13 protein-coding genes and 2 tRNA genes are annotated in these 15,469 nt (G+C 47.3%); 6 read left to right on the top strand and 9 right to left on the bottom strand.

From position 1 onward, the window contains the following. Nucleotides 1-2: 2 nt before the first annotated feature. Nucleotides 3-731: a tRNA (guanosine(37)-N1)-methyltransferase TrmD gene (gene trmD, locus TTER_RS03540; protein WP_012874658.1), complete on the top strand. Its 729-nt coding sequence runs from the start codon at nucleotides 3-5 to the stop codon at nucleotides 729-731. A gap of 40 nt (nucleotides 732-771) precedes the next feature. Here the strand turns inward: trmD and TTER_RS03535 are convergent, their stop codons facing one another. Further along, nucleotides 772-1,026 (bottom strand): HU family DNA-binding protein, encoded by a 255-nt coding sequence (locus TTER_RS03535; protein ID WP_012874657.1) that lies wholly within the window; start codon nucleotides 1,024-1,026, stop codon nucleotides 772-774. 177 nt (nucleotides 1,027-1,203) lie between these two features. Between TTER_RS03535 and TTER_RS03530 the strand changes: the two genes are divergently transcribed. Together TTER_RS03530 and TTER_RS03525 are read left to right on the top strand one after the other, a co-directional pair. Next, nucleotides 1,204-2,067: a DUF1028 domain-containing protein gene (locus tag TTER_RS03530; protein WP_012874656.1), complete on the top strand. Its 864-nt coding sequence runs from the start codon at nucleotides 1,204-1,206 to the stop codon at nucleotides 2,065-2,067. 93 nt (nucleotides 2,068-2,160) lie between these two features. Next, nucleotides 2,161-3,432, top strand: a complete 1,272-nt coding sequence (locus TTER_RS03525) for a S1C family serine protease (protein WP_148211879.1) — start codon at nucleotides 2,161-2,163, stop codon at nucleotides 3,430-3,432. Nucleotides 3,433-3,819: 387 nt separating this feature from the next. Here the strand turns inward: TTER_RS03525 and TTER_RS03515 are convergent. From TTER_RS03515 to TTER_RS03485, 6 genes are all read right to left on the bottom strand, one after another. Further along, nucleotides 3,820-3,895, bottom strand: a tRNA-Gly gene (locus TTER_RS03515). An 11-nt stretch (nucleotides 3,896-3,906) separates the two neighbouring features. Further along, nucleotides 3,907-3,977, bottom strand: a tRNA-Gly gene (locus TTER_RS03510). 81 nt (nucleotides 3,978-4,058) lie between these two features. After that, nucleotides 4,059-4,976, bottom strand: a complete 918-nt coding sequence (locus TTER_RS03505) for an ABC transporter permease (RefSeq protein WP_012874653.1) — start codon at nucleotides 4,974-4,976, stop codon at nucleotides 4,059-4,061. A gap of 10 nt (nucleotides 4,977-4,986) precedes the next feature. Further along, on the bottom strand, nucleotides 4,987-5,922 hold the full coding sequence (locus TTER_RS03500; protein WP_012874652.1) for an ABC transporter permease: 936 nt from the start codon (nucleotides 5,920-5,922) through the stop codon (nucleotides 4,987-4,989). A 13-nt stretch (nucleotides 5,923-5,935) separates the two neighbouring features. Next, on the bottom strand, nucleotides 5,936-7,708 hold the full coding sequence (locus tag TTER_RS03495; RefSeq protein WP_012874651.1) for a peptide ABC transporter substrate-binding protein: 1,773 nt from the start codon (nucleotides 7,706-7,708) through the stop codon (nucleotides 5,936-5,938). Nucleotides 7,709-7,836: 128 nt separating this feature from the next. Continuing rightward, nucleotides 7,837-9,216 (bottom strand): UDP-glucose dehydrogenase family protein, encoded by a 1,380-nt coding sequence (locus TTER_RS03485; protein WP_012874650.1) that lies wholly within the window; start codon nucleotides 9,214-9,216, stop codon nucleotides 7,837-7,839. 128 nt (nucleotides 9,217-9,344) lie between these two features. Here TTER_RS03485 and TTER_RS03480 point away from each other — a divergent pair, with 128 nt between their 5' ends. From TTER_RS03480 to TTER_RS03470, 3 genes are read left to right on the top strand one after another with little or no spacing between them, the layout of a single operon-like run. Next, complete coding sequence (locus tag TTER_RS03480; RefSeq protein ID WP_012874649.1) at nucleotides 9,345-10,508, top strand: metallophosphoesterase family protein; 1,164 nt, start codon at nucleotides 9,345-9,347, stop codon at nucleotides 10,506-10,508. Next, complete coding sequence (locus tag TTER_RS03475) at nucleotides 10,505-12,361, top strand: ATP-binding protein (protein ID WP_012874648.1); 1,857 nt, start codon at nucleotides 10,505-10,507, stop codon at nucleotides 12,359-12,361. Before TTER_RS03480 ends, TTER_RS03475 begins: the two co-directional genes overlap by 4 nt. A gap of 43 nt (nucleotides 12,362-12,404) precedes the next feature. Further along, nucleotides 12,405-13,391 carry an ABC transporter ATP-binding protein gene (locus TTER_RS03470; protein WP_012874647.1) on the top strand — a complete coding sequence of 329 codons (987 nt, stop codon included), beginning with the start codon at nucleotides 12,405-12,407 and terminating at the stop codon, nucleotides 13,389-13,391. Here TTER_RS03470 and ftcD read toward each other — a convergent pair. After that, complete coding sequence (gene ftcD, locus TTER_RS03465) at nucleotides 13,378-14,895, bottom strand: glutamate formimidoyltransferase (RefSeq protein WP_049822944.1); 1,518 nt, start codon at nucleotides 14,893-14,895, stop codon at nucleotides 13,378-13,380. The genes TTER_RS03470 and ftcD overlap by 14 nt on opposite strands. Continuing rightward, complete coding sequence (locus TTER_RS03460) at nucleotides 14,885-15,466, bottom strand: Maf family protein (protein ID WP_169302612.1); 582 nt, start codon at nucleotides 15,464-15,466, stop codon at nucleotides 14,885-14,887. The genes ftcD and TTER_RS03460 overlap by 11 nt, the downstream gene beginning before the upstream one ends. Nucleotides 15,467-15,469 lie beyond the last annotated feature (3 nt).

The following is a 15,469-nucleotide window of genomic DNA, read 5'->3' as shown; positions in this document are numbered from 1 at the left end:
TTATGAGATTTGATGTCTTTACCCTCTTTCCACAGATGTTTCAGGGACCACTTACCGAGAGCATAATCAAGCGAGCAGTTGAAAGAGGCATAATCCAGATACATATTCATAATATTCGTGATTGGGCCACAGACAAACATAAAACCACCGACGATTATCCATATGGAGGCGGGCCAGGCATGGTCATGAAGCCCGAGCCTATATTCCTGGCAGTGGAAGAGGTTCTCGGGAAATCCCCTGAGGAAAGAGGAGATACACCCATCATTTTGATGAGTGCAAGTGGTCGAAGATTTGAGCAAAAACTTGCCGAGAAGCTATCTCAGAAAAAGCGCCTGGCCCTGATATGCGGACATTATGAGGGCGTTGATGAAAGGGTTAGGGAACACCTTGCAACCATGGAATTATCTATAGGGGATTACGTCCTAAGCGGTGGCGAACTACCGGCAATGGTGGTAATAGACGCCGTAGCCCGCCTGGTACCAGGAGTTATAGACGAGGAGTCCAAGAAGGAGGAGTCTTTTACCTCCGGGCTATTAGAATACCCACAATATACAAGACCAGCAGAGTTCAGGGACATGAAAGTCCCTGACATCCTGCTCAGCGGCAACCACCAGGCCATCGCCAGTTGGCGATTAGAACAAGCCCTTAAGAGGACACAACAAGTTAGGCCGGACTTAGCTGCTAAATGGGTGCAAGCACACCGAGCAAAGCAGAAAGAAGAGGACTGTTGATAACTGATATGCCAGTTATCAACAGTCCCATTAATGTAAGCTATTTGCTCATCCTGAAGGTAACTCTCTTCCCTCCAGGTATCTCTATCTCCTCACCAGTTCGGGGGTTTCTACCCTTCCTGGGTGACCTTTCAGTAACCTTGAAAGTTCCAAAGCCTCTTATGATCACGTCCTCCCCCTTCTCAAGAGAGGATCTGATTTCACTCAACATCTCTTCGAACACTTTCTGGACCTGCGACTTAGTCATACCAGTACGTTCTGCCACCTGATTTATTAATTCTGTCTTTCCAGGCATGTTAGTCCCTCCCGAAAACTTTTCTCTCCTGCTCACAATATATGTGAGTTGGCCGCGATTATAACATATACTTCAGCTATACTCACATAGTATATAGACCATATGCTACACGACTTTTGACTCTTAGCCGGCAAGATGCCTGCCACAATAAATAAAGTTTTATCAGGAGTGTACCTAATGATAAAGCCTTCTACGTTCTCCATAGTCGCCTTAGATCCAGCCACTGGAGAATTGGGCGTAGCCACCCAAAGTAAATTCCTAGCCGTGGGGTCGGTAGTACCCTGGGCTAGAGCCAAGGTGGGCGCCATAGCCACTCAGTCATGGGCAAACACTTCTTATGGTCCCAAAGGACTGGATCTGCTCGAGCAAGGACTTTCCCCTCAGGAGGTGTTAGATAGGTTACTAGAGGAGGATCCGGATAGGGAATTTCGCCAGGTAGGCATAGTGGACTTCCAGGGCAGATCCGCAACCTTCACAGGCTCTGAGTGCTTCCCCTGGGCAGGGGGTAGAAATGGTCCTTACTATGCCTGTCAAGGCAACATACTAGTTAGCGAAGACACAGTCATAGCCATGGAACAGACATTCAACGAAACCGGAGGAGAGTTAGCAGATAGATTAATAGCTGCACTGCAGGCTGGCCAGAAAGCCGGGGGTGATAGCAGAGGGCAACAATCAGCAGCCTTGTTAGTGGTCAAAGATAAAGGGGGTTATGGTGGCTTTAACGACATATACATAGATCTCCGGGTCGATGATCACTCATCACCTATAGATGAATTAGCAAGGCTGTTGAGACTGCATAAGCTGTACTTCCCCAGGGAGAATGAAGAGCTACTAGAGATAGACGATAATATCCTCAGCGAGATATCTAGCGCATTATCTTCTCTTGGTTACCTAGAAGATAGTAACCAAGACAAAGAATCCATCATGAAAGCCTTTGAAAAATTCGCAATGAAAGAAAACCTGGAAGAAAGGCTACGAGAAGATAACAAGATCTATCGGATCGTGCTTGACTTTCTTGCGGAGAAGGCAAGTAATCGTTGAGCATCATCAGAAGCACTAGCTTGGCCTATATCCTGCTGTGGGCATCTGTACATCAGAGAGGATTCATTAGGAGTAGACTATAGAGTAATGATAATGAAGCATCAATCATCCACCTCTTGGACACCACTGAAAAAGATATATCTATTGTTCTTAGTAGTGACGCTATTGCTAGCAGCCTGCAGTATAGGGCAGGAAACTGGCAGCCAGAACAAAAGCAGTACGCCCACGGAAGTTAGCAGTGTACCGAGCCCGAGTCCTGCCGCGAGTTCCTCTCAAAACCCTCCTCCTAGCCCGACCGCCACACATATAAGCAACTCATCTAGCAGCAGCGCTAGCGCAAATCAAAACAAGCATACTAATATCCCTCAATTCATCCGGCAGGAGGGGGATCTAAGCATACCGGAAGTAGTGCACATGGTGAAGCCTTCTGTAGTGGAGATAATAGCGTGTGAATTTGAGAATTGCAGTCGCGGTAGCTCCGGTACTGGATCAGGCTTCATCATCGACAAAGAAGGTCACATAGTGACGAATAATCATGTGGTGGAAGGTGCTCGCCGCGTAACAGCCATACTTTACGATGGTCGAATCAGAGAAGCCAAAGTCGTGGGCACAGATCCCCTCACGGACGTAGCCCTAATAAAGATAAACGACAACAACTTGCAGCCTGCGAAGTTAGGAGATTCCAGTAAGGCACAGGTAGGAGAGACCGTAGTAGCTATAGGTAGTGCATTGGGATTGATGGGCGATCCTACCGTCACCGTAGGGGTTATTTCAGCTTTGGATCGAGCTCAGGAGGAGCCAAGCACGGATCCGACACAGCCTGGAACCAACCTATATGGACTAATTCAGACGGATGCTGCAGTCAACCCTGGTAACAGCGGCGGGCCCTTGCTTAATCTCAAGGGCGAAGTCATAGGCATAAACACGCTTGGGGCTAGACTAACTGAAGGTGGAGTCCCCGTTCAAGGTATAAACTTCGCCGTATCGATCAACACAGCCAAGGATGTTGTCCAGGAGATACTACAGAAGGGAAGAGTTACCTATCCATATATAGGCATATGTACGACATTCATCTACCCTGAGGATGTAGTACGCCAGAACCTTCCTAATGTAAGAGGTCAACTAATAACACCCTGTGCACCAGGAGTTCCCGGAGTGAGACCTGGTACACCAGCAGCCAGGGCTGGTCTGCAGGAAGGGGATATAATCGTCGCCATAGATAATCATAAGATCAGCAACGAAAGCGACTTCGTCAGGATACTTAGAGAGCACGAGCCTGGAGATAGAATTACCCTAACAATAGAAAGAAACGGCAAGAAGATTCAAAAGGAACTAGTACTAGCGGAGAGACCATCTAATTCATAGTTCATAAATACTACAAAAACGAGAGTATCCCACAGGTAACATAATAGACAGAACCTGTGGGATATCTTTGTAGGGGCTGAGAGTTTATATGCGTAGGAACTGGGCAGATGTAGTACTCGAATCCTGCACGATCTTCGTATTGGTTATGGCTCTTTCTTACCTAGGAAGGTCAAAGTTCAGAGATCTTGTGCTAGATCTGGGTTGGCTGTCCTCTCACGGCCCCACCAAAGCATTCGCGGAATGGTATATAGCAACACCTGGGCATGCAGCTATCAGCTGCTTAGTTATAGCTGTAGCTATTAGTAGCTTATACATACTCTCGCAACTCATGATATTTAAAGCTAAAAGCTAGAAGGGGAGAGGATTAACCTCTCCCCTTCTAGACATTGGAGCGAGGGACGAGACTCGAACTCGCGACCTCTTCCTTGGCAAGGAAGCGTTCTACCAACTGAACTACCCCCGCATCATCCTAGGAGCGGGCAACGGGAATCGAACCCGTGCCTGGTGCTTGGGAAGCACCTGTGATACCTCTTCACCATGCCCGCTTGTCAAGGTTCATCTCGATTGCATCGATAGTATAGAAAGAGTACAGTCTTGGTGTCAAGACCAAGGTGGCTATACAAGACCTATCGCTTGGAACTGTAGGGATCCAGTACATCACGAATACCATCTCCTATATAGGAGAGAAGGATAACCAGAAGGACAAGCATAGCACTGGGCACGAAAACCTGAAACTGAGATTGAGAGAAGAACTTAACCGCGTCATTTATCATCCTGCCTATGCTTGCCATCGGAGGCTGAGTTCCGAGTCCAAGCAGGCTTAGAACTGATTCGTTAATTATTACTCCCACAGCATCCAAGGTTGCAGCTGTAATGACCAGGCCGGTAACGTTAGGCAACACATGATTTAGGAGTATACGCCGGTCCGTTACGCCCAAAGCTCTAGCTGCTAGAATAAATTCGCGCTCTCTTATAGAAAGTGTTTCACCACGCACAAACCTGGCCATAAGAGGCCAGCTTACCAGGCTAAGCGCCGTAGCTACTAGAAGTAGCCTACCAATACTCCCAAAGTGCTTGGTAACCCAATCCCCCCACACTGCAGCAACTAATATTGCCAAGAGCAAACCCGGAAAAGCAAAAAGCATATCCGCCAGGCGAGATAGCAGGTTGTCAACCCACCCTCCCAGGTAGCCTGCTAGTAAGCCAATGGTAGCTCCCAGAAGCACATTGATCGCTTCTACTACAAGTACTACCAGCAATGAGACCCTTAAGCCCTGCAATAAACGGGCAAGCGTGTCTCTTCCCAGGTTATCTGTTCCCAGAGGGTGAGAAAGAGAAGGTGCGCTATTAATAGCTAAAAAATCGGTAGCAGCTGGGTCGACTCTATATACAAAAGGGCCTATCAAAGCAGCTAACACTATAAGCACGAAGACAATAAAACTTACGAACGTAACTCTGTTGCGGCGAAATCTCTGCCAGTAGCTGTCTCTGACATGTGATGGCTCTGCTAGCAGCTGGATTGCAGATTCTTCTTGAGCCTGCATAGATTTCTTCCTAACTCACCCTTATTCTGGGATCCAATATCATGTAAGCCATATCTGTCAATAAATTCATGATAACTACAGCCACACCAAGGAGGATAGTAGTTCCCTGAATAACTGCGTAATCCCTCTGCTGAATCGACTGAACAGTGAGGAAGGCTATACCAGGAACATTAAGCAGGTTTTCTACCACAAAAGCACCTGTGATAAGAAAAGCTACTGAGGGTCCTATTACCGTGACTAAAGGTAGCATAGCGTTCCTAAAAGCATGTCTCCAAATTACCAGTCGTCTAGGCAGCCCTTTGGATCTAGCAGTACGAACGTAATCCTGGGTAAGCACCTCGAGCATGCTATTGCGTGTAAGGCGAGTTATATAACCAATATTGGCAGCAGCCAATATTACGACTGGTAAGACATAGTGCTGCCATGTTCCCCATCCAGCAACCGGCAAAGTAGGCAATCCAGCACTGTTCATAAACCTTATTATCTCCCAAGCAATAGGGATAAGAACGAATGAGGGAACAGCATAAAAAGCCAAAGTCAAAAATACTATTGACCTATCTACCACGGAGTTATGCTTTATGGCAGCAATGACTCCCAGTGGTATCCCAATCATCAATCCCAGAACTAGGCCCAAGCCACCTACCCTAAACGAGACAGGTACCCCTGACTTAATTAGATCCCATACGCTTCTACCCTCGTATCTATAGGAGAGTCCAAGGTCACCATGCAACAATCCCCATATATAACTCAGATATTGGGCCCATAACGGCTTATCCAATCCATACTCATGTCTTAGACGAGCGTATGTGGTTGGATCCTGGTGAGGCCCCATCAGTATAAGGATGGGGTCACCAGGAGCTAAGTGTCCTACCATAAAGGTTATGAACGTCAAGCTAAAGAGCACGAACAGAGCACTAAGCAGCCGTCGTGCTATAAACGATCCCATTGCGTTCGGCCTTTTATACAGTCACCTTAGACCAGTCAGGAGCCATTATGCCCTGACCAGTAAGTACAAGCCCCTTTACAGAAGGCCTGATCAGAGCAGTTACCAGTGGATTGTACAAAGGTAACCAACCAACCTCGTTTATAGCTATCTGCTCAGCCTGATTATAGAGCCTGAGTCTTTCCTTGAACTGAGAGCTAGCGCTCATAATATCGGCTTTCTCAGTTAGTTCATCGAACTTTTTATTGGACCAATGACCGTTGTTGTTTGGTGACTCAGTCTGTAGTTGCTGTGACAAGAAGTTTTGAGGATCTGGATAATCTGCTCCCCAAATACTTAGGTAAAACTGCAATCCTTTCGTAGGGTTCTCGCGAGTAACATCCAAATTCTTTGAGAAAGTACCCAACTCCATGGGCTGCAAGTTGACTTTTACACCTAGGTTAGTCTGCCACATGCTCTGCAATGCCTCGACAACACGTTCATTGTCGCCCTCCTGACCATAAGCAAGAGTTACATTAATAGAGGAGGGGTCAATCCCAGCAAGCTTTAGTTCTTGCTTTGCCTTATCTGGATCATATTCTAGACCCTTCACAGGCAAATCAGATCCTGGAATTCCCTGAGGCAATATACGATCGGTAGCGTGGACCGTACCGCCTAGCACTTTCTCCGCTAATGTATTGCGGTCAGTTGCGAAAGCAAAAGCTCTTCTGACGTGGACATTATCGAATGGCTTCAGCTTATTGTTGAAGCCTATATACCTCACAGCCAGAGCTGGTACCTCCTTGTAGTCGGGCTTGCCTTTTACGTTAGGAATCTCCTGCGCTGGGATACCATCCTGCCCACCCCCTGTAATATCTAACTGACCGGTTTGATAGAGTTGATAAGCAGTCTCGCTGTTTTGAATAAATGGCATCTGTATGTTTATCTGTGGTTTGCCCTGCCAATAATAGGGGTTAGGCTCGAGAGTCATGCTCTGGTTGTGTTTCCACTCTTTGATCCTGAAGGGTCCTGTGCCGAAAGCTTTGTTTGTCCAATCCTTACCACTCTCAACCAGCTTTCGGGGAGCAGCAAACGAGTACGGGAAGGTCATCAGGTCTAGGAAATAGGCTATAGGTCTTTCTAGGGTTATCTCTAACGTCTGCTTATCTATAACACGGACACCTTTAGCCTCTTTTGCCTTGCCGCTTGCTACGTCCTTTGCACCCAGGATATCCTGTAGCTGGAAAGGAGCAGCAAAGCTCTGCGTAGTTGGAGTCAAGGCTCTATTGATTGCATAAGCAAAATCTTCGGCGGTGCACTCCGAGCCATCTGCATACTTGAGACCAGTTCTGAGCTTGAATGTATAAACTGTACCATCTTTAGATACTTTCCAACTCTCCGCAGCGTCTGGCACAACCTCTAGCTTCTCATTAAGTTTGACCAGTCCAGAGAACACCAGGTTGATAATAAGAATGCTCTGAGCATCCTTAGGGTTAGCCGGATCTATGCTAGATGGTTCAGAAATACCTGTATTAGCCCACCTTAGTACCCCTAAAACTGAAGGAGTTGCCGCACCAGATACTTGAGTTGCAATTGGGGTGCTAACAACAGATACAGTCGGGGATGCGCTTGGTACTGTAGTCGGAGATGGGCTGGGAGACGAAGGAGGTTGCGAAGGATTTGGAGTTGCAGTTGGACCAGTGATGGATATTCCAGTAGTCGGTGTAGCAGTTGAGGATTTGCCACAGGCTGCCAACGCAAGCAGAGCACTGGTTTTGAGACTTAGCCCCAGGAACTTTCGTCTGTCCATATCTTACTCTCCTGAGAGGATTATGAGGTTACCACTGTTGAAGAAGCGGGCTAAGATTAGTATAATCCTCGCAAGCTTCATCATCAAAAAGTTAGGGGTTATCTGCTCAGCCGCAAGTATAGAAATAACTAATCCTCACCAGAGAGAGTAGACCATTCTCCATCGGGATGAATCAGCGCATCAGACTCTACTTCTCTGTACTTCCTGACTTTACCCCTACCAACCCCCACGTAGTGTAATCCTGCTTCCTGAGCCTTCAATGGATCTAGAACATTCCTGCCATCGATAATGATCGGCGTGCGCATAATAGAAGCCACTCTCTTGAGGTCGATGGATTTGAACTCTGTCCACTCAGTAAGTAGCAGTACAGCGTCCGCACCCTCAGCCACCTCATATACATTTCTGCACATCCTGACATTGGGCAATCTCCTTGAGGCCTTGGGCATGGCTACTGGGTCGTAAGCCTTTATCTCTGCACCCTCCTGTTCGAGCAGTCTCATAATCTCTACAGATGGTGACTCGCGTATATCATCAGTGTTGGGCTTATATGATATGCCCCATACGCCTATAGTTCGCCCTTCGATATACCCTAGCTGCTCCCTTAGCTTGAACAGGACTCTACGAAACTGGTGAGTGTTGACATCCATCACAGCCTTCAAGAGCTTGGGATCTGCTCCATGTATCGCTCCAAGATGTGCCAAGGCCATAACATCTTTAGGGAAGCAAGATCCACCGTAGCCTACGCCAGGACGAAGGAAAGCTTTCCCTATCCTTTTGTCCAATCCCATACCTTCGGCGACTACCGAGACATCAGCCCCAACCTTCTCACAGATATCCGCTATCTCGTTGATAAAGCTTATCTTGGTAGCAAGAAAGGCGTTTGAAGCGTACTTGATCATCTCGGCACTCTTGGTATCTGTAATAAGCACCGGGGCATCAATTGGTTCATACACCTGCCTTAAGCGCTCAGCAGCATACCTGTCTTCTGCACCTATCACTATGCGATCCGGGCTCATGAAATCCGAGATCGCTGATCCCTCACGTAAGAATTCAGGATTAGACAACACCTGAACCCCCGCTAATCTAGGATTGACTGTCGATATCAGCCTCTGCAAGCTCTGGCATGTACCAACAGGGGCCGTACTCTTGTTCACCACCAGCACATCCGAAGACTGTATTACCTCGGCGATCCTGGCTACAGCAGCTCGTAGTATGGTCACATCAGCGGCTCCATTGGAACTGGGAGGAGTAGGTAGACATAGAAAGATAAAATCTTTATTTATCAGCCCTTCACTGTAATCAGTAGTAAAGAATAACCTGTCGCTGGCAACATTGCGATGTACGAGCTCCTCAAGCCCAGGCTCGTAGAAAGGAATCTCCCCTCTTCGCAGACCATCAATACGCTCGACATCTATGTCTATACAAATCACTGAGTTGCCCAGCTCTGCGAAGCATGCACCAGTTACAAGTCCTACATAGCCAGTGCCTAATATTGCTATCTCATGCACAATCCTTACCTCGTAAGGTTATTAGTATTCATCACCAAATTTTCAAGGCAGTATATCAACCCTGTAGCAGATTCTTGCAACCTGCATCTTATATTGCGTGATCACCAATCACAACTTTACAATATTACGTGTCCAAATTACTTATCGTTGCTACTGCAGATAATCACCTAAGCAAACACTACGCCAAGCTAACTCCCCGCAAGCTAGAGACTAGAAGATCCTGGCTGCAGAGATCCTTTAAGGCGGCAGTTGACTATGCCATCCAACACAATGCCGATATATTCGTGCAGGCAGGAGATCTATTTGATACTCCTAACCCTTCCAACGCCGACTTGGATTTTGTGGCCTCCTGCTATAAGAGACTCCTACAGAGGGGCACAAAGATCCTGGCAGTAGGAGGGAATCACGATACGCCATCCAACCAAAGTGTGCAAGGTGGAAAATCACCACTAGCCCCGTTAGCGACGCTTGGCGCGCTCAGCTTGCCAGAACGCGGCAAACCATATCAGCTCAATGTTAACTTTGAAGGAAAAAATCTAAGTATTATCAGCTTCACACCCGATTTTGACAGCCGCTCAACTGATCCCCTTGAAACTGTCCTGGATCTCGGCTTAGAGCCAGACATCTTAGTAACTCATGCTGCAGTCGAGGGGCTTACACCTTCTATGGAAAACGATCCTGTAATCAAGTTCGAATCTATTAACAGGGCTCAGCAGCTCAGGCTTGTGGTCACTGGCCACATACATCAGCATCAAAGATTTCAGCTTGGTAGGGTCCAAGTGCTTATACCAGGGGCTACCGAACAGATAACGTTTGGAGAAGCGGGTAATCCTACGGGATTTGCTGCAATCAAAATATCTTCAGACATGAAGATAGAGATACAGCACGTAGATACTCCTCACCAGCCAAGAATCAACCACAACATATACATTACTGATGGAGACACGAACCTACATGAAAAACTCCTCTCAACTATCCTGGAGTCAGCTTCGCCAGACACACTCATGAGGTTAGTGTTATCGGGAGATATCTCAAGGACAACTTATCGATCTCTTGCGCTGGCACAGCTGCTGAAGGCAGGTCAGGAGGCTAATTTCCACTTTGAGATAGATACCACACGCCTGCTTGTGGTAGAGGAGTTTTCAGCAGGTATATCCAGAGGACTGAGAGTATCTCAAGTCGACGGAATCCGCGAGGTGGCTGAAGAACTGATAGGCGTCACAAACGAGCCCTCACAGGTCGATTTGATCCAAAAGGCAAGAGATCTCATACTGGAGCTTTACAACGAGTGATTACACTAGGGGAATTGCAAATCACCAATTTCAAAAGAATTAGGTCGCTCTGTATAACTTTCCCGCGTCAAGGAACAATACTGGTAGAAGGGCCAAATGAATCTGGGAAGAGTACCCTCTTTGAGGCCATATACTTTGCTCTTTATGGTCAACCCATAGTCACAGAGACCAATAGGAAATCTCTGGACGATCTCATAACTTATGGTGAAAACCAGCTTCGAGTAAAGTTATCGGTGCATACTGACAAAAATACCCTGTACATAGACAGGACCGTGAAAAGAAGCAAAGGGTCGACGATTACACTCAGGGTAATGAGCGGGTCTGGGATAGAAGAGGTTATAAACTCCGTTAGAGCAGCAAACAGCCGGATAGTACAGGAACTTGGTGGAATCGATGGCTCTGCTTTACTTAACTCCTGCTTAGTAGAACAAAAAAAGCTCTCCAAGCTTGAGGAACTAGATGCCAAAGAAAGGCGAGACTCCCTCATGAAGATACTCAACTTGGAGAAGCTCTCGTACATCGAGGACAGGCTTCGAGTACCCAAAGGGGAGATAGAGCAGCTCGATGCACTGAAGATTAGGTATGAACTTGCAAACTGCCTGTCGCAGAAGGAGCAGTTGCTGGTATCACTTCAGGAGCTGGAAGAAGACTACAGGAATGGGCTCATAAACATGGCCTCCAGCCAAAGCAAATCACTGTACTCTAAAATAGCCAGCGCTAAGAACGACCTTGGGCAGGCTACGGAGTTACAACAGCTATTAGCTCGCAAAAGGGAGCTCGAAGGAACCATCTCAGCTAATAAGCCCAATAGGTCATTCCTGGAACCTAATACCCTAGCAGCTTTATTTCTATCAGTAATTATCCTGCTTGTAGCATTGTTCGCAAATATAAGTTGGTTCATCAAAGGTCTATTACTCATAGCCTCTGTAGCCTTTATAGCTTACCTGGTGGTTAGCAATCTAAGGAGGTTAACCTCAAAGGACGCAACTTCTCAAGCTTCAGAAGCTCAATTATTGGCACTCGATCGTAAGGTCAGTGAAATAAGCACTAGTCTTGGGTTGAAAGATCTTAACGACTTACAAGACCTGGTAAACCATAGGAATATGCAGATAGCCGAATATGAGGCACAGATAAAGTTCCTGCAAACCAATCCTGAGATGGTGCTTGGTGTAGATTTGCAAAGTAGAAAACAAAAGATCGATCAGATAAAGCAGGAAATACAAGTACTTGACCATAGGATAAATTGGCTCAGAAGCGAAATACCTTCTGGCGAAGAAAACTTGCGCTCTCCTCAAGAGTACAAGAAGGAGATAGACAGGCTTGAGGAGGACATAAGAGTACGTGAAATTGCGGTGCATATCCTGCAAGAGTCAACCAAGCGCATAATCTCCAATGTACTACCTGATACTGAGAGGAACATGAACCTGCTTCTACCCGTCCTCACCGCTGGTCGGTACCACGATGCCAGAATAAGTGAAGATTACAAGATAGAAGTCTGGGACGAAGAAGCTGGTCGATACGTAGGGAAAAACATCTTCTCAGGCGGTACCAAGGACCAAATGAGCCTTGCATTGCGATTGGCCTTTGCCATCGCCAGCCTGCCACAGGAAAGGGGCACTTCACCAGGATTCCTGTTTATGGATGAGCCCCTGAGCTCGTTCGATGAAGAGAGGACGCAGTCCCTAATAGACCTGGTAACTATTGGAGAGCTGGCGAAGATATTTCCACAGATATGCATAATATCCCACAGCAAGTCCTTTGATCCGGGTACATTCCAGTACTTCATACGTATGGAGGATGGCAGAGTTACCTCTAGCAACCTAAGTAGACGAGAAGAGTTAAGCCTGGCCTAAAGAATGCTATAGCGACCACTAGCCCAACACTTATGGAGGCGATATGTGGGAAGAGCATCAAGATGACATAGCCATCGTAGCGAAGAACGTCTGGAAGGAATTCGATGGCACTCCAGTAGTCAAGAATGTGTCCTTTACAGTCTCACAGGGAGAGATCTTTGGCTTCATAGGACCTAGTGGGTCCGGCAAGACAACCATGGTAAGGATGCTAGTTGGGTATTATCTCCCTACGAAGGGTGATATAAGAGTACTTGGCATGCCTCCTAACAAGCTTGGACGAAAGGGTCGCAGGAGATTAGGATACTTGCCCCAAAGCTTCGTACTTTATCCCAACTTGTCAGTTATGGAGAACATGCGGTTTGCTGCATCCCTCTATGGGTTACTCCCTATACAGAGGCGAAAGTACATAAGAAACACTTTAGAGTTCCTGGAGCTTTGGCCTCACCGAAAGAAGTTAGCAGATGATCTCTCTGGAGGCATGCAACGCAGATTGGAACTTGCTGCTGCGTTAGTACACAATCCGGATATTCTGTTTGCAGATGAACCTACTGCAGGCATAGATCCAATCCTTAGAGAGCACATCTGGGAGGGATTCAGGCAACTCAAAGGGGAAGGAAAGACTCTCTTTGTTACAACCCAGTATGTTACAGAAGCAGAATACTGTGACCATGTAGCCCTAATGTCAAATGGACAGATAGTAGCTTACGACACCCCTGAAAACCTCAGGAGGACAGCTATAGGTGGGGATGCTATTGATGTTGAGCTAGAGGGCGTCATTCAAGGCGACTTAGCAGACGTAATACAGTTTGAAGAACTGAAAAGAGTTGAAAAACTTTCGGATAACACTTGGAGATTTTATGTGAACAATGCTAGCTCAAGCGCGCAGGTGCTGGTCACCTGCCTGAACTCGTGCGACATATCTGCAAGGTCCATAAAAGAGTACAGACCTAATTTTGACGAAGTCTTCGTAAGACTGCTACAGGGGAGAGAAAAAACAGCCCCAAGCGAATCGGATTCTACCCCCCATTGATTCTGGAGCGAACTATTGCCATCACCTCGCTGGATTTGGATCTGGCAGTGGATTCAATTTCCTCTGCCCGTCTCCTATATCCATCCGCCTGAGTACTATCCTTCATCAAGTTACAATTTATGTACACATTCAGAAGTGCTCCCCTCGCTGCTGCCTCAGCCATCAATGCAGATACACCAGCATCACTAACTGCATTAGCATTGCCATTACCTGCCACATACTCAGATAGCTCGAGCACCTCCACGCATTTCTGAGCGATAGTCAAAGGCACCTCACAAGCTCCAATCAATGCCTTTTGTATCTCAGCATTCCTTGCAGCTACCTGTTCTTCGGTATCTTTGGGCAATCTGAATGCATTCATTAGAGCATTATAAGCTTCCTCATCATCATGCATAAGCTGTAGCAAGGAGGACCTGAGTTCCCCACAGGAAGCTACCACCTTCCTCATATCCTCCTCAAATTGCATATATTTCTTCTTCCCTATGGTGAGGTTGGCCACCATAGACGAGAGTGCAGCTGCTATCGCCCCTACAAGTGCCGAGGCTGCACCACCCCCAGGTGTTGGTGCACTGCTGGCAAGGCTGTCAAGAAACTCTTCCAAATTCACCTCAGACCTCCTAGAAAGTATCGACATTTCTACAAGCTGACTAAAACTCAAGCTTGGTAGGCCAAGAGCATGCGAAGCAGCTCCAAGAGCCACACTAGAAGGCATTAGGCCCACAAGCTCACTACTGACCACGTAGGTTCCCTCCTGAGCAGCCAGCTGCTTCACCCTCTCAAAAACCACATGTAGTGGGGCCTTTACCGGGTCAACTATATTCATTGATACCTGAGCAAGTCCCAGGCTCTCCAACCATAAGCCCAATGCCCTGACACCCAGCATACCTCCAGAGGATTCTCTTATTCTGAAGGCTATCCTTCTTGCTACAGAAACGTCAGGTGTACCCAGAACACAGTTAAAGGCTATCAGTGGTCCCCTGGCACCTACAACACAAGCGCCTGCTGTCGGATGCGGCATGAAAGGGCCAAAATCTGGTTCCAGGAAATTCCCAGCTAGTATGGCTTGGGAATAAAGCCTTCTAACATCCGGTAGAGCCCTGTACTCGGGATGCCTCGCAGCCCACTCGTACAGGTATACAGGAACTTCGAGTTCATTTCCTACTCTAGATGCAACCTCAATTGCCGCCTTTACGCTATCCTCCTGAGTAGCTGCTCCAAGCGGGACAAACGGCACTACATCCACAACCCCTATTCTGGGATGCACACCCACGTGGTACCTTATATCTAACAACTCCACAGCCCTTCGTATCATAGACATTACAGCTTCAACTATTTGGTCAGCAGGAGCAGCCAGAGTGACAACTGAACGGTTATGGTCAGGATCTGAGTGTATGTTCAGGACGTAAGCTCCCAATGCTCTAGCAGCTGAGGCTATTGACTCTATCTTCGCCCTATCTCTGCCCTCGCTAAAGTTGGGTACGCACTCGAGCCATCTACCTAACAACTGCAGCACCACCCAGCATTTTGATATCGAATCTCTCAAGCATTCTCACTACAGCTTCCAAAGGCAAGCCCACTACATTGGTGTATGATCCTTCCATCCTCTCCACCGGCGAGAAAAACTCATCCTGAACAGCATATCCCCCAGCTTTATCCATAGGGGAGCCAGTTTCCACGTATGAGGCGATTTCCCCATCGCTATAGTTGCGCATCTTTACTCGAGTCGTCACTACGCTGCAAAGCAGCAGCGTTCCGTCACCAACACAGACAGCGGTATGCACTAGGTGTTCTCTGGCTCGGAGTGACTTTAACATCTCGAAAGCTTCCTCTCTGGAATTTGGCTTTCCGAGCGAGCGACCGTCGAGATCAACAACAGTATCAGCAGTGATCACCAGGTAGTCTTCAAAGCCAGATTTGGATACTACATTCCCCCACTTCTCATAGGCCAGTCGCCGTGCGAGATTCCATGGACTTTCACCTGGAGCAACATCTTCAGGAATATCAGGTGAGAAGATCTCAAACTGAATCCCCAGTCCAGAGAGTAGTTCTTTTCTACGTGGTGAGGAAGAAGCCAAAAC

This window comes from Thermobaculum terrenum ATCC BAA-798, assembly GCF_000025005.1.
In the GTDB taxonomy this organism is placed as follows: domain Bacteria; phylum Chloroflexota; class Chloroflexia; order Thermobaculales; family Thermobaculaceae; genus Thermobaculum; species Thermobaculum terrenum.
Note: the sequence above shows the minus strand (reverse complement) of the source record. Positions and strands in the feature narration are given on the sequence as shown.